At 64.4% G+C, this 23,944-nt stretch carries 24 protein-coding genes; 20 read left to right on the forward strand and 4 right to left on the reverse strand.

The features are described from left to right. Positions 1-73 precede the first annotated feature (73 nt). The 12 genes from NR187_RS18645 (at position 74) to NR187_RS18700 (ending at position 12,153) form a co-directional block, all read left to right on the forward strand. The gene (locus tag NR187_RS18645; protein ID WP_211387139.1) at positions 74-391 is read left to right on the forward strand and encodes a septum formation initiator family protein; all 318 of its coding nucleotides are present in this window, start codon (positions 74-76) and stop codon (positions 389-391) included. A 174-nt stretch (positions 392-565) separates the two neighbouring features. Next, on the forward strand, positions 566-1,525 hold the full coding sequence (locus NR187_RS18650; protein WP_211387138.1) for a GAF domain-containing protein: 960 nt from the start codon (positions 566-568) through the stop codon (positions 1,523-1,525). A gap of 172 nt (positions 1,526-1,697) precedes the next feature. Beyond that, complete coding sequence (gene adh / locus NR187_RS18655) at positions 1,698-3,215, forward strand: aldehyde dehydrogenase (RefSeq protein WP_211387137.1); 1,518 nt, start codon at positions 1,698-1,700, stop codon at positions 3,213-3,215. A 268-nt stretch (positions 3,216-3,483) separates the two neighbouring features. Then, the gene (gene pdhA / locus NR187_RS18660) at positions 3,484-4,506 is read left to right on the forward strand and encodes a pyruvate dehydrogenase (acetyl-transferring) E1 component subunit alpha (RefSeq protein WP_211387136.1); all 1,023 of its coding nucleotides are present in this window, start codon (positions 3,484-3,486) and stop codon (positions 4,504-4,506) included. 30 nt (positions 4,507-4,536) lie between these two features. After that, positions 4,537-5,922 (forward strand): pyruvate dehydrogenase complex E1 component subunit beta, encoded by a 1,386-nt coding sequence (locus NR187_RS18665; protein ID WP_211387135.1) that lies wholly within the window; start codon positions 4,537-4,539, stop codon positions 5,920-5,922. A 4-nt stretch (positions 5,923-5,926) separates the two neighbouring features. Next, entirely contained in the window at positions 5,927-6,229 is a 303-nt protein-coding gene (locus tag NR187_RS18670) for a DUF5076 domain-containing protein (RefSeq protein WP_211387134.1), read from the forward strand. 2 nt (positions 6,230-6,231) lie between these two features. Further along, positions 6,232-6,684, forward strand: a complete 453-nt coding sequence (locus NR187_RS18675; RefSeq protein ID WP_256807250.1) for a nucleoside deaminase — start codon at positions 6,232-6,234, stop codon at positions 6,682-6,684. A gap of 62 nt (positions 6,685-6,746) precedes the next feature. Continuing rightward, entirely contained in the window at positions 6,747-8,090 is a 1,344-nt protein-coding gene (locus NR187_RS18680; RefSeq protein ID WP_256807251.1) for a pyruvate dehydrogenase complex dihydrolipoamide acetyltransferase, read from the forward strand. A 24-nt stretch (positions 8,091-8,114) separates the two neighbouring features. Beyond that, a complete protein-coding gene (locus NR187_RS18685; protein ID WP_211387131.1) occupies positions 8,115-8,345 on the forward strand; it encodes a hypothetical protein in 231 nt (76 codons plus the stop codon). 17 nt (positions 8,346-8,362) lie between these two features. After that, positions 8,363-9,784 (forward strand): dihydrolipoyl dehydrogenase, encoded by a 1,422-nt coding sequence (gene lpdA / locus NR187_RS18690; RefSeq protein ID WP_211387130.1) that lies wholly within the window; start codon positions 8,363-8,365, stop codon positions 9,782-9,784. A gap of 70 nt (positions 9,785-9,854) precedes the next feature. Further along, positions 9,855-11,096 carry a threonine synthase gene (locus tag NR187_RS18695; RefSeq protein WP_256807252.1) on the forward strand — a complete coding sequence of 414 codons (1,242 nt, stop codon included), beginning with the start codon at positions 9,855-9,857 and terminating at the stop codon, positions 11,094-11,096. Between the two features lie 88 nt (positions 11,097-11,184). Continuing rightward, positions 11,185-12,153 carry a tripartite tricarboxylate transporter substrate binding protein BugD gene (locus NR187_RS18700; RefSeq protein WP_256807253.1) on the forward strand — a complete coding sequence of 323 codons (969 nt, stop codon included), beginning with the start codon at positions 11,185-11,187 and terminating at the stop codon, positions 12,151-12,153. A 74-nt stretch (positions 12,154-12,227) separates the two neighbouring features. Here the strand turns inward: NR187_RS18700 and NR187_RS18705 are convergent, their stop codons facing one another. The 3 genes from NR187_RS18705 to NR187_RS18715 form a co-directional block, all read right to left on the reverse strand. Continuing rightward, positions 12,228-12,614 carry a response regulator transcription factor gene (locus tag NR187_RS18705; protein WP_256807267.1) on the reverse strand — a complete coding sequence of 129 codons (387 nt, stop codon included), beginning with the start codon at positions 12,612-12,614 and terminating at the stop codon, positions 12,228-12,230. 87 nt (positions 12,615-12,701) lie between these two features. Beyond that, positions 12,702-13,373 carry a response regulator transcription factor gene (locus NR187_RS18710; protein WP_211387127.1) on the reverse strand — a complete coding sequence of 224 codons (672 nt, stop codon included), beginning with the start codon at positions 13,371-13,373 and terminating at the stop codon, positions 12,702-12,704. After that, complete coding sequence (locus NR187_RS18715; RefSeq protein ID WP_211387126.1) at positions 13,370-15,802, reverse strand: PAS domain S-box protein; 2,433 nt, start codon at positions 15,800-15,802, stop codon at positions 13,370-13,372. The genes NR187_RS18710 and NR187_RS18715 overlap by 4 nt, the downstream gene beginning before the upstream one ends. 503 nt (positions 15,803-16,305) lie before the next feature. On the opposite strand from NR187_RS18715, the gene NR187_RS18720 reads away from it, so the two are divergent. Next, the gene (locus NR187_RS18720) at positions 16,306-16,872 is read left to right on the forward strand and encodes a hypothetical protein (protein ID WP_256807254.1); all 567 of its coding nucleotides are present in this window, start codon (positions 16,306-16,308) and stop codon (positions 16,870-16,872) included. A 242-nt stretch (positions 16,873-17,114) separates the two neighbouring features. Next, on the forward strand, positions 17,115-17,423 hold the full coding sequence (locus NR187_RS18725; RefSeq protein WP_249129673.1) for a hypothetical protein: 309 nt from the start codon (positions 17,115-17,117) through the stop codon (positions 17,421-17,423). Positions 17,424-17,507: 84 nt separating this feature from the next. On the opposite strand, the gene NR187_RS18730 is transcribed toward NR187_RS18725, so the two are convergent. After that, entirely contained in the window at positions 17,508-19,691 is a 2,184-nt protein-coding gene (locus tag NR187_RS18730) for a transglycosylase SLT domain-containing protein (RefSeq protein WP_256807255.1), read from the reverse strand. Positions 19,692-20,016: 325 nt separating this feature from the next. On the opposite strand from NR187_RS18730, the gene NR187_RS18735 reads away from it, so the two are divergent. The 6 genes from NR187_RS18735 to NR187_RS18760 all read left to right on the forward strand — a co-directional run bounded on the left by NR187_RS18735 (position 20,017) and on the right by NR187_RS18760 (position 23,715). Next, on the forward strand, positions 20,017-21,753 hold the full coding sequence (locus NR187_RS18735; protein WP_211387124.1) for an adenylate/guanylate cyclase domain-containing protein: 1,737 nt from the start codon (positions 20,017-20,019) through the stop codon (positions 21,751-21,753). Between the two features lie 105 nt (positions 21,754-21,858). Then, positions 21,859-22,035 (forward strand): hypothetical protein, encoded by a 177-nt coding sequence (locus NR187_RS18740; RefSeq protein WP_211387123.1) that lies wholly within the window; start codon positions 21,859-21,861, stop codon positions 22,033-22,035. Positions 22,036-22,184: 149 nt separating this feature from the next. After that, complete coding sequence (locus NR187_RS18745; RefSeq protein ID WP_211387122.1) at positions 22,185-22,397, forward strand: hypothetical protein; 213 nt, start codon at positions 22,185-22,187, stop codon at positions 22,395-22,397. Between the two features lie 98 nt (positions 22,398-22,495). Further along, positions 22,496-22,753 carry a hypothetical protein gene (locus NR187_RS18750; protein WP_211387121.1) on the forward strand — a complete coding sequence of 86 codons (258 nt, stop codon included), beginning with the start codon at positions 22,496-22,498 and terminating at the stop codon, positions 22,751-22,753. A gap of 78 nt (positions 22,754-22,831) precedes the next feature. Next, positions 22,832-23,053 (forward strand): hypothetical protein, encoded by a 222-nt coding sequence (locus NR187_RS18755; RefSeq protein WP_211387120.1) that lies wholly within the window; start codon positions 22,832-22,834, stop codon positions 23,051-23,053. An 80-nt stretch (positions 23,054-23,133) separates the two neighbouring features. Then, entirely contained in the window at positions 23,134-23,715 is a 582-nt protein-coding gene (locus NR187_RS18760; RefSeq protein WP_256807256.1) for a hypothetical protein, read from the forward strand. Positions 23,716-23,944: the final 229 nt, after the last annotated feature.

Raw genomic sequence — 23,944 nt, forward strand, 5'->3', positions numbered from 1 at the left:
GGCACGACGATTGGTGGTTCGGGCAGGAGCCGCAATTAGCACTCCCTTAACCAACCTGTCCCATCTTCCCAGGATGGTCTCTCGCGCGCGCCTGAAATCGATCCTGACCGGCCTTGCCCTCTATGCGATGGCGGCCGCCATCGTCGGCTATTTCGGCGTCAATGCCTACACCGGCAAATACGGCCTCAATGCGCGTCAGGAACTCGACCAGGAGATCATCGCGCTGACGAGCGAGCTGGCGCAGCTCAAGCGCGAGCGCGCCAGGAGCGAGCAGCGCGTCTCGTTGCTGCGCACCTCGCGGATCGATCCGGACATGCTCGACGAGCGGGCGCGCTTCCAGCTCGACTATGTCAATCCGCACGATCTTGTTCGAATGATCCCGGCGAAATAGCGCCGACCGCAATTTTCGAAAAACACGTCCCAAAGTCGTAGATCTGGAACGGGACGGCCGCCTTGACGGCAGGGCCGCAACGGGCTCATGGCTTCCGCCGCTGCCGCTCCAAGTTGACGCAGATCAACCGTGCCGTGCGGGCACAGCCTAGACTGCCATCCGGAGGAAATAGTGATGAATGGGCCAATGTGCCGGCATCACGCGGCCCGTGTCGAGGCCGCCATCGCGTCAGGCCAGGCGGCACGGTCCGCGCTCGTGGCCTCGTGGCGCCGTTCCTCCAGATTGCACCATCTCGATCCCGCCGGCCGTACCTCGCCGATGCGGCTGACAGAGGTGGAGCTGCACCAGGCGCGCGAGCGAATCGCGCCGCTGCTGGCCGCCGCGCAAGGCGCGATGGACCGGCTCTATCAGGCGGTTGGTGCGAGCGGCTGCTGTGTGCTGCTCGCAGACGGCGAGGGCGTGCCGGTCGACCGTCGCGGCACACCGGCAGACGATGCCACATTCCAGTCCTGGGGCCTGTGGACCGGTGCGCTCTGGAGCGAGGAGCATGAAGGAACCAATGGCATCGGCACCTGTGTCGTCGAGCAGCGTCCGCTGACGATCGACCGCGACCAGCACTTCTTCACGCGCAACACGCTTCTGAGCTGCACCGCGGTACCGATCTACGACCATGAGGCGGCCTTTGCCGGCGTGCTCGACGTCTCCTCCTGCCGGGCCGACCGCACCGATGCGTTTTCCAATCTGATCGCGCTGGCGGCATGCGAGGCGGCGAGGCGCATCGAGGCTGATCTGTTTCGCAGGGCTTTCGCCCACGCCCGCATCGTACTGACGCCCGCTGCGGACGGACAGTGCAGCGGCCTCGTCGCAGTCGATGCGGACGATCTCGTGATCGGCGCCACCCGCTCCGCCCGGGTGAGCCTCGGGATCGCGCCCGGCCGGCCGTTGCAGCCGGTGCCTGCGGCGGATCTGTTGGGCGGCGATACCGCGCGCGACCACCTCGCCGGCGGTCAGCGCGCGGTGCTGCAGCGGGCGCTCCTGCGCGCCAGTGGCAATGTGTCGGCGGCCGCCAAGGCCCTCGGCGTCAGCCGTGCCACGCTGCACCGGAAGCTGAAGCGGTTCGAGCTGAACCACTGAGCCATCGCGTCTCCCGCCTTCAGTGGCGCTGCACCACCTGTCGCAGAACTGCGACAGGTGCGCTCCTCCATCGCTCCCGCCCGGGCTGACAACAAACGCCTCCCGCATCATCGTCGGCGCAAGTCGCGACCACGCGACGAATTGCGCAAACAGCAAACATCGGGAGTGATCAATGAACAAGGTGGAATTCCTCAGCGTCACCAAGGTTCCCTTCGCCGAACGCTACGACAACTTCATCGGCGGCAAGTTCGTCGCACCGATCTCGGGCAGATATTTCGACAATGCCTCGCCGGTGAACGGCCAGATCGTCTGCAAGATTGCGCGCTCCGACGCGCAGGATGTCGAAGCCGCCCTCGACGCGGCGCATGCCGCCAAGGACGCCTGGGGCCGCACCAGCGTCGCCGAGCGCGCCGCGGTCCTGAACAAGATCGCCGACCGCATGGAAGAAAACCTCGAGCGGCTCGCGATCGCCGAGACCTGGGACAACGGCAAGCCGATCCGCGAGACCCGCGCCGCCGACCTGCCGCTCGCGATCGATCACTTCCGCTATTTCGCCGGCGTGGTGCGCGGCCAGGAAGGTTCGATCGGCGAGATCGATCACGACACCATCGCCTATCACTTCCACGAGCCGCTCGGCGTGGTCGGCCAGATCATTCCCTGGAACTTCCCGCTGCTGATGGCGTGCTGGAAGCTCGCGCCCGCGCTCGCGGCCGGCAATTGCGTCGTGCTCAAGCCGGCTGAGCAGACCCCGGCTTCGATCATGGTCTGGGCCGAGATCATCGCCGATCTGCTGCCGCCCGGCGTCCTCAACATCGTCAACGGCTTTGGCCTTGAAGCCGGCAAGCCGCTCGCCTCGAGCCCGCGGATCGCCAAGATCGCCTTCACCGGCGAGACCACGACCGGCCGGCTGATCATGCAATATGCCAGCCAGAACCTCATTCCGGTCACGCTGGAGCTTGGCGGCAAGTCGCCGAACATCTTCTTCAGCGACGTCGCCGCCGAGGACGACGATTTCTTCGACAAGGCAATCGAAGGCTTCGTCATGTTCGCGCTGAACCAGGGCGAGGTCTGCACCTGTCCGAGCCGGGCACTGGTCCACGCCGACATCTACGACCGCTTCATGGAGCGGGCGCTGAAGCGCGTCGCTGCCATCAAGCAGGGCGATCCGCGTGCCGCCGACACCATGATCGGCGCACAGGCTTCCGGCGAGCAGCTCGCGAAAATCCTCTCCTATATCGATATCGGCAAGCAGGAGGGCGCCAAGGTGCTGGCCGGCGGTGGTCGCGCCGAGCTCGGCGGCGATCTCTCCGGCGGCTTCTACGTTCAGCCGACGGTGTTCGAGGGCCACAACAAGATGCGGATCTTCCAGGAAGAGATCTTTGGGCCCGTGGTCTCGGTCACGACCTTCAAGACCGACGATGAAGCGCTCGCGATCGCCAACGACACGCTCTACGGCCTGGGCGCCGGCGTCTGGAGCCGCGATGCCAATCGCTGCTACCGCTTCGGCCGGGCGATCCAGGCCGGGCGGGTCTGGACCAACTGCTACCATGCATACCCTGCGCATGCGGCCTTCGGCGGATACAAGCAGTCGGGTGTCGGGCGCGAGAACCACAAGATGATGCTCGATCACTACCAGCAGACCAAGAACCTCCTGGTCAGCTACAGTCCGAAGAAGCTCGGCTTCTTCTGATCGTGCAGGGGAGGGCGGCGCTGTTCCGCGCCGCCCGTTCCGAATGGCGGGACTTAATATGGCCCCACGCTTCTTGACCGGGCCCACGAATCTGCGCAGGCGGCGTCCGCGCATGGATTTGTTGCCCGATCGGCGCCAAAGATTTTGCAATATTACGATCACGTTGCAGTGCGGCATAATGAAAGTCGTGCCATGCCGCCGCGGTGCTTTCCAACGGCGTTTGACTTGGGTTAGAGAGGGCTGAAGTTTTCTCTGACCCGGAATTCCCATGGCCGCACCCAAGAAAGCCGCCGCAAGCACTGCACAGGACAAGACCGACGGCGGCTCGCCCCCGGAATTCACCAGGGAGCAGGAGCTCAAGGCGCTCCGCGACATGCTCCTGATCCGGCGGTTCGAGGAAAAGGCCGGCCAGCTCTACGGCATGGGTGCGATCGGCGGCTTCTGCCATCTCTATATCGGCCAGGAGGCCGTGGTGGTCGGCATGCAGATGGCCCTGAAGCAGGGCGATCAGGTCATCACCGGCTATCGCGACCACGGCCACATGCTCGCCACCGGCATGGACGCCAACGGCGTCATGGCCGAGCTCACCGGGCGCCGTGGCGGCTATTCCAAGGGAAAGGGCGGCTCCATGCACATGTTCAGCAAGGAGAAGCACTTCTACGGCGGCCACGGCATCGTCGGCGCCCAGGTTTCGCTGGGCACCGGGCTTGCCTTCGCCAATCACTATCGCAGCAATGACAATGTCAGCGTCACCTATTTCGGCGACGGCGCGGCCAACCAGGGCCAGGTCTATGAGAGCTTCAACATGGCGGAGCTCTGGAAGCTGCCAGTGATCTACGTCATCGAGAACAACCGCTATGCCATGGGCACGTCGGTCTCGCGCGCTTCGGCGCAGCAGGATTTCTCCAAGCGCGGCGCGTCCTTCAACATCCCCGGCCTCCAGGTCGACGGCATGGATGTCCGCGCCGTGAAGGCTGCCGGCGACGAGGCTGCCGCCTGGTGCCGCGCCGGCAAGGGACCGATGATTCTGGAGATGCAGACCTACCGCTATCGCGGCCACTCGATGTCCGACCCTGCGAAATACCGCACGCGCGAGGAGGTCGAGAAGGTCCGCCACGACCAGGACCCGATCGAGCAGGTGCGCAACCGCCTGCTCGCGGCCAAGGTCAGCGAGGCCGATCTCAAGGCAATCGACGCCGAGGTACGCGACATCGTCAACGCGTCCGCCGACTTTGCCCAGCATGATCCCGAGCCGGATGCCGCCGAGCTCTGGACCGACGTTTACCGCTAAAACGCGCGCAAGCTTTCTTTTGGAGTCGATATGCCAATTCAAGTGCTGATGCCCGCGTTGTCGCCCACGATGGAAAAGGGCAACCTCGCCAAGTGGCTGAAAAAAGAGGGCGAGACGATCAAGTCCGGCGACGTCATCGCCGAGATCGAGACCGACAAGGCCACCATGGAGGTCGAGGCGACCGATGAGGGCACGCTCGGCAAGATCCTGATCCCCGAAGGCACCGCCGACGTTGCCGTGAACACTCCGATCGCGACCATCCTTGCCGATGGCGAGAGTGCCTCCGATCTCGCCAAGGCGCCCGCGCCACCCGCCGCCGCAAAGGCCGAGGCGCCCGCGCCCAAGGCGTCTGAGTCCAAGGCTTCTGAATCCAAGGCCGCTCCGGCGCCGCAGGCTGTCGCCGAGCCCGATCCCGAAGTGCCCGCCGGCACCGAGATGATCACCCAGACCATCCGCGAAGCTTTGCGCGATGCCATGGCCGAGGAAATGCGCCGTGACGCCGACGTGTTCGTGATGGGCGAAGAGGTCGCCGAATATCAGGGCGCCTACAAGGTCACGCAGGGCCTCCTGCAGGAATTCGGCGCCAAGCGCGTGATCGACACCCCGATCACCGAGCATGGCTTTGCCGGCGTCGGCGTCGGCGCCGCCATGACCGGCTTGAAGCCGATCGTCGAATTCATGACCTTCAACTTCGCCATGCAGGCAATCGACCATATCATCAACTCCGCCGCCAAGACGCTCTACATGTCCGGCGGCCAGATGGGCTGCTCGATCGTGTTCCGCGGACCCAACGGTGCCGCTGCGCGCGTCGCCGCCCAGCACAGCCAGGATTACTCGGCCTGGTACTCCAGCGTCCCGGGTCTCAAGGTCGTCGCACCGTTCTCGGCCGCCGATTACAAGGGCCTGCTCAAGGCCGCGATCCGCGATCCCAATCCCGTGATCTTCCTCGAGAACGAGGTGCTGTACGGCCACACCGGCGAGGTGCCGAAGCTCGACGATTTCGTGATCCCGATCGGCAAGGCGCGCATCGTGCGCGCGGGCTCCCATGTCACGCTGATCTCCTGGTCGAACGGCATGACCTACGCGCTCAAGGCCGCCGACGAGCTCGCCAAGGACGGCATCGAGGCGGAGGTGATCGATCTGCGCACGCTGCGGCCGATGGACACCGAGACCATCATCAACTCGGTGAAGAAGACCGGCCGCGCCGTCACGGTGGAGGAGGGCTGGGCCCAGAGCGGCGTCGGCGCCGAGATCGCCGCGCGGATCATGGAGAACGCGTTCGACTATCTGGATGCGCCTGTGACCCGCGTGTCCGGCAAGGACGTGCCGATGCCCTATGCAGCGAACCTGGAGAAGCTCGCGCTGCCCTCGGTGGCCGAAGTGGTCGAGGCCGCCAAAGCCGTCTGCTACAGGTAGACCCATGGCGGGCCCGAAGGAGCAGCCGTTGCCACCCGACGTCCTCGCCCGTGATGATGCGGTCGAGATCCTGCGCGTATTCGTGCTGGACGGCGGGTTGTCGATGGCGTTCCAGCGGGCCTTTGAAGAGCCCGACATGTGGGGCCTGCTGCTGGTCGATCTCGCCCGCCACGCCGCGCGCGCCTATGCGCGCGAGAGCGAATTTACCGAGGACGACGCCTTGAACCGGATCCTCGAGATGTTCCAGGCCGAGATCGAGCGTCCCACAGATACCGGCACCACGACGCCGCGCGGCAGGGGACACTGACTATGGCGATCGAATCCTACCACTTCGATTTCATGCTGGAGGCGATCCGCGAGGCGGAGGCCTCGATCGCGCAGGGCGGCCTGCCGATCGGTGCCGTCCTGACGCGCGACAACAAGATCATCGCCCGCGGTCACAACAACCGCGTGCAGGAGAACAACGTGATCCTCCACGGCGAGATGAGCTGCCTGCGCGAGGCTGGCGTGATCTCGTTCCACGACACCGTCATGTATACCACGCTGTCGCCATGCTCGATGTGTGCCGGCGCGCTCGGTTTGTTCAAGGTCCAGCTCGTGGTGATCGGGGAATCCGTCACCTTCGAGGGATCGAAGGACATCCTCGACAAGTTCGGCATCCCCTGGATCGATCTTGCGGACGACCGCTCCATCACCATGATGAAGAACTGGCGTTCCAATCCTGCCAATGAGCGCCTGTGGCAGGGCGACATCGGCAACTAAACCTGGTCTGTTCGTCCTCGCTTCCGGGGACGACATTTTGAGAAGTTCTTCGTGAGGTCAGCATGCCCATCAACATCCTGATGCCCGCTCTTTCGCCGACGATGGAGAAGGGCAACCTCGCCAAGTGGCTGAAGAAGGAAGGCGACAAGGTCAAATCCGGCGACGTCATCGCCGAGATCGAGACCGACAAGGCGACCATGGAGGTCGAGGCCATCGACGAGGGCACGATCGCCAAGATCCTCGTGCCCGAGGGCACGCAGGACGTTCCCGTCAACGACGTGATCGCCGTGCTCGCCGGCGAGGGCGAGGACGTGAAGGCGGCGGGTGCCGCCAAGCCCAGCGCTTCGGCCGCGCCGCCGAAAGCTGCTGAAGCACCGGCTCCAGCGGCAGCGCTAGCCGCGCCAAAGGCGGCGCCGCAGCCAGCCGCGGCACCCGCGCCGCAGGCTGCCGCACCGGCTGCTCAGGGCAACGGCCAGGGCGGCCGCGTGTTCTCCTCACCGCTGGCGCGGCGTCTCGCCAGGGAATCCGGCATCGATGTCGCGATGGTGACCGGCACCGGCCCGCACGGCCGCGTGGTTGCGCGCGACGTCGAGGAGGCCAAGTCCGGCAAGGGCCTCAAGGCGCCTGCCGCGGCGCCGTCCGGTGCCTCCTCGATCGCGCCGACCATGTCGGACAAGCAGATCCTGTCGTTGTTCGAGCCGGGCTCCTACGAGGTCGTCCCGCATGACGGCATGCGCCGCACCATCGCGCAGCGCCTGACCGCGTCGATCCAGAACGTGCCGCACTTCTATCTCACCATCGACTGCGACATCGGCAAGCTGCTCGCCGCGCGCGAGGAGATCAACGCCGCCGCGCCGAAGGACAAGGAAAAGAAGCCACTCTACAAGATCTCGGTAAATGACTTCGTCATCAAGGCGATGGCGGTCGCGCTGCAGAAGATCCCGAACTGCAACGTGAGCTGGACCGAAAGCGGCATGGTCAAGCACCACCATTCCGACGTCGGCGTCGCCGTCGCGATGCCCGGCGGCCTGATCACGCCGATCATCCGCAAGGCCGAGACCAAGACGCTGTCGACCATCTCCAACGAGATGAAGGATTTTGCCGCGCGTGCACGGAGCCGCAAGCTCAAGCCGGAAGAATACCAGGGCGGCACCACCGCCGTCTCCAACCTCGGCATGTTCGGTATCAGCCACTTCACCGCCGTGATCAACCCGCCGCATGCGACCATCCTCGCGGTCGGCACCAGCGAGGAGCGGCCCGTCGTGCGCGGCGGAAAGATCGAGATCGCGAACATGATGAGCGTGACCTTGTCCTGCGATCATCGCGCCATCGACGGCGCGCTCGGCGCCGAACTGATCGGCGCGTTCAAGCAGCTGATCGAAAACCCCGTCATGATGATGGTCTGACGCCGCGCGAGGGGACCGGGTTGAATGCGAACACGCTGGCCCTGGATCGCGATGCTGCTGTCGATCATCATCCTCGTCAGCCCGATCGGCACCGAGGTGCTGCACGACGCGTTCTTCAGCGGCGAGCAGCTTTCGCGCAATATCGCCCAGCCGGTCGCGTTCATCGGCTTTGCGGTTCTGATCTCGATCTGCCTCATCGAATGGCTGATCAGGTCGATCGTTTCGAAACGCCGCGCTCGCGGCGCAACCGGTTGAGTTGAATGGGAGCCGCCATGGCCGACACATCCTTCGACGTCATCATCATCGGCTCCGGTCCCGGCGGCTATGTCACCGCGATCCGCGCCGCCCAGCTCGGTTTCAAGGTCGCGATCGTCGAGAAATCGTATCTCGGCGGCATCTGCCTGAACTGGGGCTGCATCCCGACCAAGGCGCTTCTACGCTCCGCCGAAATCTACCACTACATGCAGCACGCCAAGGATTACGGCCTTTCGGCCGAGAAGGTCTCGTTCGACCCGAAGGCGGTGGTGCAGCGCTCGCGCGGCGTCTCGAAGCGGCTCAACGACGGCGTCGGCTTCCTGATGAAGAAGAACAAGGTGAGCGTGATCTGGGGCGCGGCCTCGATCGACGCGCCCGGCAAGGTCACGGTGAAGAAGTCCGACGTCGAGGGACCCAAGGGAGCGCTGGGCGAGGGGGCCTACCAGGCCAAGCACATCATCGTCGCGACCGGTGCGCGGCCGCGCGTGCTGCCGGGGCTCGAGCCTGACAAGAAGCTGATCTGGACCTATTTCGAGGCGATGGTGCCGGAGAAGATGCCGAAGTCGCTCCTTGTCGTCGGCTCCGGCGCGATCGGCATCGAGTTCGCGTCGTTCTTCCACACCATGGGCTCCGATGTCACCGTGGTCGAGGTGCTGCCGCAGATCCTGCCGGTCGAGGACGCGGAGATCGCCGGCTTGGCCCGCAAGCGCCTTGAGAAGCAGGGCATCAGGATCATGTCCTCGACCAAGGTCACAAAGCTGGAGAAGAAGGCCGACAGCGTCGTCGCCACGATCGACGACGGCAAGGGCAAGCCTGTGACCACCGAGTTCGAGCGCGTAATCTCGGCGGTCGGCGTCGTCGGCAACATCGAGAATCTCGGTCTGGAAAAACTCGGCGTCAAAACCGACCGCGGCTGCATCGTGATCGACGGTTACGGCAAGACCAACGTCCCCGGCATCTACGCCATCGGCGACGTCGCCGGCCCCCCCATGCTCGCGCACAAGGCCGAGCATGAAGGCGTGATCTGCGTCGAGGCCATCAAGGGCCTGCACCCGCATCCCATGGACAAGCTGATGATCCCGGGCTGTACCTACTGCCAGCCGCAGGTTGCTTCGGTCGGCCTCACCGAGGCCAAGGCCAAGGAGAACGGCCGCGAGATTCGCGTTGGCCGCTTTCCCTTCGTCGGCAACGGCAAGGCGATTGCGCTCGGCGAGGACCAGGGCCTGGTCAAGGTCATCTTCGACAAGAAGACCGGCCAGCTGCTCGGCGCCCACATGGTCGGCGCTGAAGTCACCGAGCTGATCCAGGGCTACGTCGTCGCCATGAATCTGGAGACCACGGAGGAAGAGCTGATGCACACAGTCTTCCCGCATCCGACGTTGTCGGAGATGATGAAGGAAGCCGTGCTCGATGCGTATGGACGGGTGCTGAATATTTGACGACCTCCGTCGTTACGCTCGCAATGACGGGCAGCAAGACCTGTTTGCAGAATAAGAAGGAAACCACCCCATGCACGACAACGACAACCTGACCATCGAGCGCCCGACCTTCGTCACCCATCTCGAATGCGCGATGGAGGGCGATCACTACGCTGCCGACCAGGTCCATAATCTCTCCAAGGCCGGCAAGCCGCTCCTCGTGCGCTACGACCTCGCGGGTGTGAAGAAGGCGCTGACCAAGGACGCACTCGCCCAGCGCCCCGCCGACATGTGGCGTTACCGCGAGCTGCTGCCGGTGCGCAAATGCAAGGACATCGTCTCGCTTGGCGAGGTCACGACGCCGCTGATCCGGCTGCCGAAGCTCGGGAAGAAGCTCGGCGGCGGCGAGATCATCGTCAAGGACGAGGGACGGCTGCCGACCGGCTCGTTCAAGGCGCGCGGCCTCGTGATGGCGGTATCAATGGGCAAGGCGCTCGGCATCAAGCACATGGCGATGCCGACCAACGGCAATGCCGGCGCGGCGCTCGCGGCCTACGCGACGTCCTGCGGCATCAAGACCACGATCTTTTGCCCGGCCGATACGCCGGAAGTGAATGTCAGCGAGATCGAGCTGCAGGGCGCGACCGTCTACCGCGTCAACGGCTACATCGACGATTGCGGCAAGATCGTCGGCGAGGGCAAGGCCAAGGTCGGCTGGTTCGACACCTCGACGCTGAAGGAGCCGTACCGCATCGAGGGCAAGAAGACGATGGGCCTCGAGCTCGCCGAGCAGCTCGGCTGGGACGTGCCGGACGTGATCTTCTATCCGACCGGCGGCGGCACCGGCCTGATCGGCATGTGGAAGGCCTTTGATGAGCTCGAGAAGATCGGCTTCATCGGCTCGAAGCGCCCACGGATGGTCGCGGTGCAGGCCTCGGGCTGCGCGCCGATGGTGCGGGCCTATGACGCCGGCACCGAGCATGCCACGCGCTGGGAGGATGCCCACACCATCGCATCGGGCATCCGTGTGCCGCAGGCGATCGGCGATTTTCTCATTCTGCGCGCCGTGCGGCAGACCAAGGGCTTTGCCATCGCGGTCGACGACGACAAGATCTCGGCGGCCCTGAACGAAGTCGCGCGCGAGGAGGGGCTGCTGCTGTGCCCCGAAGGCGCCGCCACCTACGCCGCCTATAAGGACAGCCTTGCCGACGGCCGCGTCAGCAAGACCGATCGCGTGATGCTGTTCAACTGCGCCACCGGACTGAAATACCCGCTGCCGCCGGTCGCCCGCGCGCTCGATCGCCACAAGCCGATCGATTATTCGCAGTTCTAGCGCGTCATTTCGTCTCTTCACGAATGATCCCTCTTCCCGTACGCGGGGAGAGTCAAAAAACAACAATGACTTCACCGGGGAGAAGACAATGAAGGCCGCCTGGGCTGCGCTGATTGCTGTTCTCGCTCTGACGGGCGCCGCGCGCGCCGACGACTATCCCTCGCATCCCATCACCATCATCGTGCCCTTCGCCGCCGGCGGCCCGTCGGATGCGATGGCGCGTGTGCTCGCCGAGCGGATGCGGACGACGCTCGGCCAGCCGCTGGTGGTCGAGAACGTTACCGGCGCCGGTGGCTCGATCGGCGTCGGCCGCGCCGTGCAATCACCGCCGGACGGCTACACGATCTCGTTCGGCCATCTCGGCACCCATGTGGCCAATGGCGCCGTCTACAAGCTCAAATACGACCTCGTTGCCGATCTCGAGCCGGTGGTGTTGCTGCCGAGCAATCCGATGATCATCGTCAGCAAGAACGCGGTGCCCGCGACCTCGCTGAAGGAGCTGATCGACTGGCTGAAGTCGCGGCCGTCGGCGCCGACCGCCGGCACCGCCGGCGCGGGCTCCGGCAGCCACATCGCCGGCGTCTATTTCGAGAACGTCTCGGGCATCAAGCTGCAATACGTGCCGTATCGCGGCACAGCGCCCGCCCTGAACGATCTCATTGCCGGCCAGATCGACATCATCGTCGACCAGACCTCCAACTCCATCAACCAGGTGCGCGCCGGCACCATCCGCGCCTACGCGATCACCGACGACAAGCGCCTGGCCTCGGCGCCCGACATCCCGACCGCAGCGGAGGCTGGGCTGAAGGGCTTCAACATGACGCTGTGGTCCGGGATGTGGGTACCGAAGGGCACGCCCAAGGAAATTGTGACCAAGCTCAATGCGGCAGTCGTGGACGCGCTGAACGATCCCGCGGTGAAGAAGCAGCTCGAGAGCCAGGGTCTGGAGATGACGCCGCAGGACCAGCTCACCCCGGAAGCGCTCGGGGCGCGGCAAAAGGCCGAGATCGCGAAATGGTGGCCGATCATCAAGGCGGCGAACATCAAGGTGGAGTGAGGCGCCTTGCCCTTTCGTTTGCGGCCAAACGACGAGTTGCCTCGCCATGAGGCGGCTCGGTTCGGCTCGGCGCATCACGTCTTGGCTTTGCCGAGCCCCGACAGGGCCGTCTCCAGACATTGAAGGAGAGCCGGCGTGGAGAACGGCTTCGCGAGAAAGCAGATGGCGCCAGCCTTCAGCGCGCGCTCGCGCACGGCATCGTCGGGAAAGGCCGTCATGAAGATGAAGGGCGTGCGGTGACCGAGGCCGCGCATCTGCATCAACAGTTCAACACCGCTCATGGCCGACATCTGCACGTCCGCGATCACGCAGGATGTCATGTTCAGTTCGGCTGATTGGAGAAATTCCTGAGCGGAGCCAAAGATGTAGACCGTGTATCCCCGCGACGTCAGAAGATTGTTCGTCGCGAGCCGGACGGAGGGATCATCGTCGATGACGGAAATGACCGAAGGGACTGACAAGATGATCGCTCCTGATCGCGGAGCCGCCGGTCGCGGCGCAACCACCCATCGGAAAGTGGGCTCCCGGAGCGGGATTGAAAAGCATACTTAGGTTTGTGCATTTCCCCCTGTACGCCGGATTCCGAGCGTCTCGGTCATTCTGACGAGATCGGCCAATGACTTCGCGCCCATTTTCCGCATGATCTGCCCGCGATAGATCTTGACGGTGATCTCAGCCAATCCAAGCTCGGCGGCGACCTGCTTGTTCATCAGGCCGGACGCGACCAGGGCCAGGATGTCGCGCTGACGGCTTGTCAGGCCTTCGAAGCGGGACCGTACGCCCGAGAGCGACTTCTCGGCATCGCGCCGCTTGCGATCCCGTTCGATCGCAGCCTGGACCGCATCGAGCATGTCCTGGTCGCGCACCGGCTTGGTCAGAAAATCGATGGCGCCGCTCTTCATGGCCCTGACGGTCATGGGAATATCGCCATGACCTGTGATGAAGATAATGGGCGTGTGAATGTTGGCCCTGGCAAGGTCCGCCTGGAGGTCGAAGCCGCTTGAGCCCGGCAGGCGAATGTCAAGCACAAGGCAACTGGGGACCACCGGCGGTCTGGCTTCCATGATCTCCGCTGCCGAGCCGAAGGCCTCGACCTTGAGGCCGACGGATTGAAAGAGATTGGTGAGCGCACGGCGCATGGACGGATCGTCATCGACGATCATGACGATCGGATCATCGGCGCTCGCCTGTGCCGGCGCCGGCTTGGCGTGGTCGGTCACGACGTGTCCCCATGCGGCAAGGGTAGCGCGATCTGGAATGTCGCACCGCTCCCCTCGTTGGGAAAGGCCGACAGCCGCCCTGCGTGTGCCTCGATGATCGACCGGCAGATCGATAGTCCCATCCCCAGGCCGCCCGACTTTGTCGTGAAAAAGGGGGTGAAGATGCATTCCATCCCGTCCCTGCCAAGGCCCACACCGCGATCAGTCACGGTGATGAGCAGGCGGCCGTCGCCGTCCTCGCCGACCTGGCTGGAGCGGATCGACAGCTCGCGCGGTCGGCCAACATTGGCTTCCATGGCTTCGATGCCGTTCATGACAAGATTGATCAGCACCTGCTGGAGCTGGATCCGATCGCCGCAAATCCTGGGCAGACCTGACGTCAATTCCATTCGCACCGACACGGCATGGGTGGCAAGCTCGCGCCGAACGAGGGCCAGCGCCTCCCTGACGACCTGGTTGATGTCGAGTGGAACGACCTCGATCTCGGTCTTCTTCGCAAGCGCCCTGATCCTGCGGATCACCTCGCTGGCCCGATTGGCGTCCTCGACAATCCATTCCACCGAGCGGCGCGCGGCATGCAGATCGGCCGGTTCGCGGTCGAGCCAGCCGATGCAGGCGTCCGCATTTGAGATCACGGCAGCCAGAGGCTGGGTGATTTCGTGGGCTATCGAAGCGGTAAGTTCGCCGAGCATCGTGACGCGTGTGACATGGGCGAGCTCGGCTTGCGCCTTGCGCAGCGCTTCCTCGGCCTGCTCGGCGCGGGTCGCCGCCGTCACATCGCTGCTGACGCCACGATAGCCGCGAAAATGACCGTTCGCGTCGTGGAAGGGCTTGCCGCTGGTGCGCACGTAAATTGGAGATCCGTTGCGATCCCTGCTGCGATAAACCAGGTCGCGAAACGGAAGGTGGGCATCAAGCGCCGCGCGATGCTGCTCCCACTTCTCGGGCTCGAGTTCGGCATCGGGCGTAATGTCCCAACGGGTCAGGCCGATCAGGCCCGTCGGCGCAGCAACGGCCGTATCGGCGTGCTCCGATATTTGGGTGATACGGTGATCTGGCCCGGTCTCCCAAAACCAGTCCGATGCGGTTTCGGCATAGTCGCGGAACCGCTGCTCGGATTCCTTGAGCTCGTCAAATGCCTTTTGCAGCGCTTCCTTTGCGACGAACTGCTCGGTGACGTCGACGTGCGTGCCGATAATTTCCATCACCTCGCCGTCGCTGCCCGTGACGGGATGTCCTTCCGTATGGACACGTCTTATCGAACCGTCCGGACGCACAATCCGAAAGTCAATTTCGAAGGGCTGGCTTTGCTGGACCGCCTGACGTTCCACCTCGACAATTCGCCGAAAGTCTTCGGGAAGGATCCGTTGCTGGAAAGCCTTGGCCGGTACATCGGTCTGGTCCGGATCAAATCCGAACAGGCGGTAGAGCTCAGCCGATCGGTAGGCGAACTCCTGACGATGAACGTTCCAGGCCCAGCTGCTCGTATGGCTGAGGCGTTGGGCTTCGGCCAGATAGGCCTCGCTGCGACGCAGCCTCCGTTCCGCTTCCTTTGCGATCGTGATGTCGGTGACCGCGCCGACAAACTCGATGCGCCCCGATGCATGTCTCACCGCGCGCGCCACGGAATGGAGATATTTGACCGAACCGTCCGGCATCAACAGGCGATACTCGTGGTCGAAATCCTCCGCTTCGCGCGAGGCCCGATCGAGGATCTTGCTGACCGTATCGCGATCTTCCGGATGCATGCGCTGGAATACGAAGTCCAGGGTCGGCTTCACCACCGGATCACATTGGAAGATGCGAAAGGTTTCCCTCGACCAGACGATCTCGCGGGTCGCGAGGTTCAAGCCGAAGCTGCCGGTGCGGCTCAATTCCTGCGCCTGGGCGAGATAGGTCTCGCTCTGCCGCAGCGCATCCTCCGCCTGCTTGCGCTGGGTGATGTTTTCGCAAGCAACCAGCACGATCGCCGTGCCGTCGCCGCGCAGCATGGCCTTGGCGTTTTCACGGACCCAAACGACCGAGCCGTCTTTCCGGATCTTGCGGATCTCCCAAGTATGCGACTGGTCCACGGTTTCCAGGCACAACGCGACACATCGGCGGACGAGCTCGCGATCTTCCTCGAAGAAGACGTTCAGCACGGATTGGCCGGTCAGCTCGGCTGCCGTATAGCCCAGCTGCGCGGCGCCGAATGTATTCACGTTAAGTACCGTTCCGGCCGGATCGATCATGAAGTACATGACCGGATTGTGCTCGAACACCTCGCGCCATTGCTTCACGGCGTCGCGCAGATCTCCGTCTTGCCGGCAGTCATCTCCGACCGCAGGCTTGTCCTTCGCTCCGTTGCCGAAAGATCGAAGCGCCGCAAGGCCGCCGAGCAGGTATTGTGCGGCCGAATTCCCAAATTTCGCGATCTGGCCAGGCATCATCGCAGGCGTCCCGGCTCGCTGGGGCCGAGGCAAGTAGAGCATTTTGCAACAACAGGAGCAATTGGTTCCGCAAGGAGGATCCTGGGCGCGAAGTTCGCGGGCTCCGTGCAGCTTGCGAGTCCTGCGCCGTCTCGTTGCGCTGGCGGCGCAGTTCCGGAAGACTACGGGACAAACCTACGTATAGCTCGCGCATGCCTAGTCATACCGTGCATTTACCTCAGTACAATTGAGCGATGCGTTGCATGCGGACTAGTCTCACGACCAATCGAGCGGAGTCGATTGCGAAGCACAAACGGCCGAATAGCTCGGTGTGCTGCACCCAGGGGCCCTGCGTCCGCCGCCGCCCTGACTTGCCGAGAGGTCGCATTCATTGACGACGTGGGGACCGCGCACCAGGGAAGCCGGACCCACAAGAGGCCAAGAGGAGAGGATCATGTGCGACAAGTCCGAACACTCCGAACGCCGTCCGGCCGAAAACGGCTGCGCTGTCTGTAGCGGGAAGTTTGGCCTCATCCGATATTATTCCTGCCGAACGCCGCTCTGCTCAAGGAAATGTCTCGATCGCTTCAGGGCGCGCCGCGAGCGCGACCACCGATGGCTGTTTCGATTTCAGGCGGCGTGAGGATCGGCCGCCGAATCCGCCCCGTTCGGCAGTTCTGAATCAGGAGGCTGAGTTGAACCGTGCCTGCAAGCTCCTGTTGGCGATCACGCTGCCGCTTCCGGTGATGACGGGAGTGGCGGCCGATGAGCTGGGACAGGGGGATGCACATCGTCATCATCCGCCCCAGGATCGGCTTCTGCACGAAAAATTCTATTCGAGCTGGCATATGCCCGACAATCCGGTGCTCAGCTGTTGCAACGACTCGGATTGCTACCCGACCGAAATACAGTACGTCGATGGCAGGATCTTCGCGCGGCGCCGGGAAGACGGGAAATACATCCTCATTCCGCCCCAGAAGGTCGAGCGAAACAGAGACAATCCCGACGGCCGCAACCATCTTTGCGCGCCGCCGCCGTCCGCTTCTCTGGTCGACACGGTCTACTGCTTCGCGCTGGGAGGTGCCACGTGAGATTCATACTGGTGAACGGCAGAACCCCTTTCCGCAAGACGTCCTGTCTATGGTGCTGCGAGGAGATCAGCGGCAGCTACTTGCGCGACGTCAGGACGCTGCTGCCCTACTGCGACCACGAGTGCTACGCGATTCATCATGAGGCGGTGTCGTCGATCGGGAGGCCCAGGCGAGCGGCGTCTTGAGCGGACAATTGGTCGAGACGATTGGTGCCGCGCCTGCCGGCAGGAGAGGACACGATCTTGAGATTCATGCTCGTCAATCATGGACGACCCAGCCACGGCGCCACCTGCAGCGCGTGCGCCCGGCCATTGGGCGCGAGTTACGTCCGGCATGTGTCCACGCAGCGGCGGTACTGCGACACTGATTGCTACCAGCAGAAGGCCATGGAAATGCTATGGCCTTACCGCAGTTCGTTCGAGGCGGTCACGATGTTGGCGGCCATTTCGAGCTGGAGCTGGATGATGCAGATGGGCGCGCTCTCGCACTCGCTGACCGATGCATATCTGCGCGCGCACAGCCTTCCGACAACGGAAGGAGGTGACGGCTAGCCGAACTATGCTGGCCGCGCAGGGAAGTCGGCCGCAGCCACTGCACCAAGCTTCGCGCCGCGGCCAGCCCCGGCGGTCGCGAGGCTAGGGCGCGGGGGCTGCGGTCGATGCCGTTGGTGCCGCGCTGACTTCTTGCGTCGTGACGCGCTGCTCGGATTTCGCCGTGGCAAGGCCGCTGCCCTCGAATCTTGCGCGGTAGACCAGCACGTTCTCGATCACGCGCTGGACGTAGTTGCGCGTCTCCGACAGTGGGATGCGCTCGACCCAGTCGACCGGGTCGACCTTGGGATCCCTGGGATCGCCGCGCGCCTGTACCCATTCGCGCACCCGGCCGCGGCCGGCATTGTAGCCGGCGAAGGTCATGATCTGGTTGCCGCGATATTCCGACAGCAGCGCGCTGAGCTCGGCCGCGCCCATCTGCGTGTTGTAGACGGGATCGGAGACCATCTTGTCCCAGTCGTAAGTCAGGCCGAAACGTTTGGCGGTGTCGCGGCCCGCTTCCGGTGTGACCTGCATCAGTCCGACCGCGTTGGCGGCCGACTTGTCGCGCTGGTCGAACGAGCTTTCGGTGCGCGCCACCGAATAGATCACGCTGGTCTCGATCGCGGGCGCCACCTGCTTGTGCTCGGGGATGCCGATCGTCGGGAAGGCGTAATGGTCGAGCGCCAGCCCGCGCGCCAGTGCCGATTTGCCGACCTCCAGCATGACGCGCGCATCATTGCGACGGCCGGCGAGCTCGCCGAGCGCCTCGAGGGCTGCGACGTCGGTGCTCTCCTTGGCGAAATCCTCGGCGTAGTAGAACACCGTGTCGCGCTCGCCGATCCCGTAGAGCATGTCGGCGGCGCGCACGCGATCGTCGGCGGGAGGCGAGTCGACTGCGGCCAGCACGGGTGAGGGCGGGCGCAGCTCGATGCGGTCGAGGCCGAGCCTCGCGCGGGCGAGCTGGCCGTAATAGGCCGTCGGATAGCGCGCCGCCGCCTGATAGCTCTGGCGCGCGTCGGTCGATGCGCCCATCGCTTCTGCCGCACGACCGCGCCAGTAATTGGCGCGCGAGAGTGCAAGCGGATTGGCCGAGCCCTCGTCGATCGCGGCGAAGTGCATCATCGCCGTCCTGGGATCGTCGAGATAGCGCAGTGCGATCCAGCCGCACATGAAGTGATAGTCGACCCGGTAGACCTCCATCGCCGGCACCGCCGCGGCGCGCACCACGTCGTAAGCGGTCTTGAACTTGCCCTGGTCGAGCAGCTTTCGCGCCAGCAGACGACGCTCGCGCCACCAGGCATCGGTGTCCTGTGCCGCCATGGTGTCGGGCGCGGCCGCCAAAATCACCTCGGCCGCGTCGTCGATACGGTCCTTCTGGAGATGCCATTGCGCACGGCACAGCACATAGCCGAGATCGCGGCGCGCCTCGGCAGAGACGTCCTCGAGATAGTCCTTGGCCTTGTCGGCCTTGCCGGTGACGGCGGCGCAGGCCTTGACGATCGCGAGCGCATCCTCGCCGAGCCGTTTTGCCGCGCGCCTTGCGCCGGCATAGTCCTTGGCGCCGAGCCGCTTGTCCATGCGGGCGCGATGATCGTCCGCGGTCAGCAGATCGCGGAAGGCCTCGTAGGAATCTACTTCGCTACGCTCCGACAATTCGTCCGTGCGCCAGGCCTCGCGGACGAGACGCGCGGCCCTGTCGGCGTCGCCCTCGGCGAGCAGCACGCGGGCGAGCGCGAACTTGCCCTTGGCGCTGGTCGGGCGGTCCATGGTGAATTTGTGCACGGTGGCGGCGTCGATCTTCTCCTGCCACAGCCGCGCCTCGGCGCGGCGGCGGAGCAGGGCGCTGCTCGGCCAGTCCGGATTGGCGGCGAGGAAGGCGGCGTAGCGCTTGAAGTTCGCCGTGCTCTCGGAGTGGCGCAGCATGAACCAGTCGGCGACCTTCTGCCCGGCGGGATCGGCAATGCGGTCGCGCGCGGCGGTCGCATCGTCGGTCTTGCCCCTGCGCGCGAGGTCGATGGCGTCCTTCAGCGCGGCGAGATCGCCGGTCAGCGGCGGCGGCGCCGGCTTGTCCGAGGGCTCGTCGTGGGTCTTCTTCGACTTGCGCCGGGCCTCGGCATGCTTGTTGTGCTTGCCGGCCGCAGCATGGCGCTGCTTGCCGGCCTTCGCCTCATGCGTCTTCTTCGACGCGGACGATTTGTGACTGTTCTTCGCCGCCAACTGGGTGGGAAGGAGGGCCATCGCGGCCACGGCAACGACACACGCGAGCGAGCGTAGGCACTGGCTCATTCCGTGGTCCCCCCTGCGAAACCAGTACAAACCAAAGTCCGCGACGACATGCCGCTGGAGAATCAAAACGTCGCCAAAAACGATGACACGACATCGTTTCGCATTCCTCACGCTCCCGCAACAATGCGGCAAAATGCGGATGGAACGCGGGAACCTGTGCAACGGGGGATAGAGCGGATCCGTTAAGCTTTGTTAACTGACAGGGCTCGCGCGACGGTTGCGGGCGGCTCTTGGCTCCACAGAGGGGCCGATTGTGCATGTTCCCTGGGCCAAATACGGTGTATTGGGTTCCATCGCCGTCCTCCCAGCCCTTTGCCCCGCGCCCATGCCGATTTTCAACCAATCGATCCGGCGCAAAATCGTCGGGATCGCGCTCGGACTGATCGTCCTGATGGTCGTCACCGCGATCCTGTCGATGGTGATGTCGAGCCGCGTCGGCCAACTCCTCGATGAGCTGACCGCACGGTATATTCCGGCTTACGGCCATCTGGCGCGGTCCAATGTGCGTTCGCTGGAGCGGGCGCTGGCGATGCGGCGCATGGTGATCGCAAAAATGCAGACGCCGCCGGACGAGGCGGGCTTTGCCGCGCGGCTGAAGTTCTTCCGGGACACGGACTCCCAGGTCGAGCAGGAGGCCGAAGCCGCGCGAAAGCTGATCAACGCGATCATCGACGATGAGAGCACGCCGTCGGACAATGCCGCACTCGCCCGGATCGAGACGCGCATCGAGAATGCCGTCAATGAGCTCCGCAGCGAACTCGGCGAGGAGGACGCCAAGCTGCTCAGGCTGCTCGATGCCAGGGACTTTGCGGCCGCGCGCGATGTGCTTGTTCATGTGGACGCGCTGCGCGATCTCTTCACCCAGCGGATCGACGCGATCCGCGCCGACATGCTCTCCCAGGTGTTCGTGAGCACCTCGCGCGTGATCCGCCATCAGCGCCAGGCAATCATCGTTTCGGGCATCGTGACTGTCCTCGCAGCGGTCGTCGGATTTGCTTTCGCGCTCCTCGTCTCCAGCGGTATCACGCGGCCGGTGCGCCTCTTGCTCGCCGGCACCCGCGAAGTCGAGGCAGGCCGTTTCGACAAGACCATCAGCGTCTCGACCCAGGACGAGATCGGTGAGCTCGCTGCCGCCTTCAACCGCATGGTCGAGCAGTTGCGCCAGAACGAGCGCATCCGCGAGACCTTCGGCCGCTACATCGATCCCAAGGTGGTTCAGGGCCTGATCGACCGGCCGGAGGTCGCCATCGACGGCCAGCGCCGGGTCATGACCATCATGTTCTGCGACATGAGCGGCTTCACCTCCATGAGCGAGGGCATGACCCCGCGCGGCCTCGTCAAGGTGATGAACCACTATTTTACGGTGATGTCCGGTCCGATCCGGAGTCATCGCGGTGTCATCGACAAATATATCGGCGACGCCATCATGGCCTATTGGGGCCCGCCCTTCATCGAGGAGGACGAGCCGGCCGTTCTGGCCGGGCTTGCCGCCATCGACATGGCCGACCAGGTGCCCGCGCTGCAGAAGCAATTGCCGGATCTGCTGGGCATCCGCGCTATGCCGGTGCCCTGCGACCTGCGGATCGGCATCGCCACCGGCGAAGTCCTGACCGGGAGCATCGGCTCCGAACTGATGATGAGCTACACCGTGATGGGTGACGCCGTGAACCTCGCCTCGCGGCTGGAAGCGGTCAACAAGACCTATGAGACCCGCATCCTGATCTCGCAGGCGACGGCGGATGCGATCGGATCGAGCTTCGAATTGCGCGAGGTCGATCGTCTTGCCGTTGCCGGCCAGAGCACGGCCCAATCGATCTTCGAGGTGATGGGCAGGGCAGGCGCGCTCACGGCCGCGCAAGACAGCCTCCGTGCGCATTATGCCGAAGGCCTTGCGGCCTATCGTGCCCGGCGCTTTGACGACGCCCGCATCGCCTTCAACGCGGCGCTCGAGGCCGTCCCCGGCGACGGTCCCTCGCGAACGCTGCTCGGCCGCATCGCGCAATTCGATGCAAGTCCGCCGGAGCAGGGATGGGACGGCGCCTGGCGGCTGGAGCAGAAATAGCAGGCTTCACGGGAAAAATTGCTTCTGCTCGATAACGATGTTCGCCGTGACCTATTTCCCGGGCTTAGGTTTGACGTCCTTGAGGCGTTAGACGGGGACACGCCGATGACCGAACTTGAGAACAGGCTGGAACGGTTCGAGACGCTCACCGCCGAATGCGAGCTGATCGCCAAGCTCGCTACCGACGGCACCAAGCGCGAGTTTTATCTGAAGCTTTCGGAGCAGTACCGCCAGCTCGCGGTGGACATGCGGCAGGCGATCGCGACCAAGGCTGCGGCCTGAGACCGCAATCCGTTCTTAATGATTGGCGCGCATCCTCAATGCGGATGCGGGATGAACGCTTGCGTTTCTCCGCTGCGTACATGCCGGCGCTCGTTGCGGTGCAGCGCGCCGCGTGAACATTGTTTTGTCGTGCCTCACAGGGCGATCCCATGCGCCTCCTTGCGATCATCATGTTCGGGCTCATGACGGCAGCCTGCAACCAGGAGCAGGACATCACCGGCTCGACTCCGGTCTGCGCGATGCGGAACCACAGCTCCTACAATCCCCGCGACATGAGCCAGTGCGTGGCCGCCTGCAAGGCGTGCGACCACGGCAACACGGTCACCTGTTCCACCTCCTGCACCCTCAAGGGCGCGCACTGAGCCTCGCACGGGCGCGGCCAGCCGACGGTGCCTTGGCACCGGAACGATTCACTTGGATTGATCATTGAGGTGGCAGGCAGGACGCGGAGTCCGTTGGAATGGGTATGCTCGATCCCGGCCGGTTTCTGGTGTCATGCTCGCAATGCGAAGCCTGGCCGATGGCGGCCAATGTGAAACGTTCAAGCTGGTCGGCGTCGCCGCACGAGGTCCGCTTCGTGTGCCCGCGTTGCCGCCGCGAAGAGACCGCGATCGTCTCCGCCTCCGGTGAACTGACGCCGATCCGGCGCCTCGACATCCTGCCGCGCGACGTCGCCAAGGCCTGGGCCCTGGCGCAGCGCCCGCGCGGGCGGACATAGGCCGCCGCGATCCGGATTTGGAACCCGCCCGTTCCCGAGGAGTTTTCGCCTCGACGTCAACGCATCGAGGCCGTGCGAATGATCAGCGAGCATTTCGACACCCGTACACGGATCAACATGAAGCTGGCGCTGGACCGGGTCTGCCGCCATCGGCCTGCCGGCGAGGATCACAGCTTCCGCCGGTCGGTCGCCGAAAACATCATCCGCTGCGCGCTCACGGGCAGGACCGGCATCGGCCAACTCGTCGATGCCGGCGAGCGGGCGACGATCAGGACGCACTCCGAGAGGGAGCCCGCGTGACGCTGTTGGCGGAATTCATCCGAGACCTGTGGTAGGATGACAGCCAAGAGATTACTCAAGAGATTGCTCAGAGATCATTCATGGCACCTTTCATCCTGCCGCCGCACGCCGGCCGTTTCCGTCTTCACCCGGTCGCGCCGCGCCTTGCACCGATGGTCTGCTTCGCGCTGCTGACGGTGTCATGCGCGCTGGCGAGCCTTGCCCTTGCCTGTGCGACGCCGTTTGCGGCGTTTGCCGTCGTCGCGGCTGCGCTACTGCCGTTGCGGCCGGCGCTGCTTGTCGTCACCGGCGCCTGGCTGATCAACCAGACCATCGGTTTCGGCGTGCTGCACTATCCCATCGACGCCAGCACGGTCGCGTGGGGCTTTGTCATCGGTGCCGCAGCGCTGCTTGCGACAACCGTGGCGTCGGCCGTCCTCCGCATGCTGCCGCAGGGACGTACGCCGCTGATGCTGGCGATCACGCTCGTTGCGGCCTATGCAGCGTATGAGCTTGTGCTGCTCGCCGCGACGCTGGCCCTGGGCGGAGAGGGCGCCTTCACCGCCGCCATCGTGACGCGGATCGGACTAACCAGCGGCGTTTGGCTTGCCGGCCTCGTCGCCGTTTGCGAGATCGTTCGCCTGGTCGATCCGTTCGGGCGCAAGGGTGCGATGTCGGCTTGAGCGCCGGTGCGTTCGGCTTTCGCGCAGCCGCGACGGAGCGAAGCGCAATAGGCCAACGAGTCCTTGGATTGCCGGTCGGGCAAAACACCTGACTATTTTGAAGCGTGCTGCCGTCAACCCACCCGGGCTAACATATTCTTCTTTACCGAAATTCGGTTTTGACGTATGTGTCGCCCATCCCGGCTCATCCTTGAGGGGCGATCTTGTGGTCGTCATGTTCGCGAGCCGG

Origin of the sequence: Bradyrhizobium sp. Bra64, from assembly GCF_024519875.1 — a bacterium.
Taxonomy (GTDB): Bacteria; Pseudomonadota; Alphaproteobacteria; order Rhizobiales; family Xanthobacteraceae; genus Bradyrhizobium; species Bradyrhizobium japonicum_G.

Coding starts and splice junctions, on each gene's coding strand:
- NR187_RS18645 (WP_211387139.1), top strand. CDS start 74: ATGGTCTCTCGCGCGCGCCTGAAATCGATCCTGACCGGCCTTGCCCTC.
- NR187_RS18650 (WP_211387138.1), top strand. CDS start 566: ATGAATGGGCCAATGTGCCGGCATCACGCGGCCCGTGTCGAGGCCGCC.
- adh (WP_211387137.1), top strand. CDS start 1,698: ATGAACAAGGTGGAATTCCTCAGCGTCACCAAGGTTCCCTTCGCCGAA.
- pdhA (WP_211387136.1), top strand. CDS start 3,484: ATGGCCGCACCCAAGAAAGCCGCCGCAAGCACTGCACAGGACAAGACC.
- NR187_RS18665 (WP_211387135.1), top strand. CDS start 4,537: ATGCCAATTCAAGTGCTGATGCCCGCGTTGTCGCCCACGATGGAAAAG.
- NR187_RS18670 (WP_211387134.1), top strand. CDS start 5,927: ATGGCGGGCCCGAAGGAGCAGCCGTTGCCACCCGACGTCCTCGCCCGT.
- NR187_RS18675 (WP_256807250.1), top strand. CDS start 6,232: ATGGCGATCGAATCCTACCACTTCGATTTCATGCTGGAGGCGATCCGC.
- NR187_RS18680 (WP_256807251.1), top strand. CDS start 6,747: ATGCCCATCAACATCCTGATGCCCGCTCTTTCGCCGACGATGGAGAAG.
- NR187_RS18685 (WP_211387131.1), top strand. CDS start 8,115: ATGCGAACACGCTGGCCCTGGATCGCGATGCTGCTGTCGATCATCATC.
- lpdA (WP_211387130.1), top strand. CDS start 8,363: ATGGCCGACACATCCTTCGACGTCATCATCATCGGCTCCGGTCCCGGC.
- NR187_RS18695 (WP_256807252.1), top strand. CDS start 9,855: ATGCACGACAACGACAACCTGACCATCGAGCGCCCGACCTTCGTCACC.
- NR187_RS18700 (WP_256807253.1), top strand. CDS start 11,185: ATGAAGGCCGCCTGGGCTGCGCTGATTGCTGTTCTCGCTCTGACGGGC.
- NR187_RS18715 (WP_211387126.1), bottom strand. CDS start 15,802: ATGATGCCTGGCCAGATCGCGAAATTTGGGAATTCGGCCGCACAATAC.
- NR187_RS18730 (WP_256807255.1), bottom strand. CDS start 19,691: ATGAGCCAGTGCCTACGCTCGCTCGCGTGTGTCGTTGCCGTGGCCGCG.
- NR187_RS18735 (WP_211387124.1), top strand. CDS start 20,017: ATGCCGATTTTCAACCAATCGATCCGGCGCAAAATCGTCGGGATCGCG.
- NR187_RS18740 (WP_211387123.1), top strand. CDS start 21,859: ATGACCGAACTTGAGAACAGGCTGGAACGGTTCGAGACGCTCACCGCC.
- NR187_RS18745 (WP_211387122.1), top strand. CDS start 22,185: ATGCGCCTCCTTGCGATCATCATGTTCGGGCTCATGACGGCAGCCTGC.
- NR187_RS18750 (WP_211387121.1), top strand. CDS start 22,496: ATGGGTATGCTCGATCCCGGCCGGTTTCTGGTGTCATGCTCGCAATGC.
- NR187_RS18755 (WP_211387120.1), top strand. CDS start 22,832: ATGATCAGCGAGCATTTCGACACCCGTACACGGATCAACATGAAGCTG.
- NR187_RS18760 (WP_256807256.1), top strand. CDS start 23,134: ATGGCACCTTTCATCCTGCCGCCGCACGCCGGCCGTTTCCGTCTTCAC.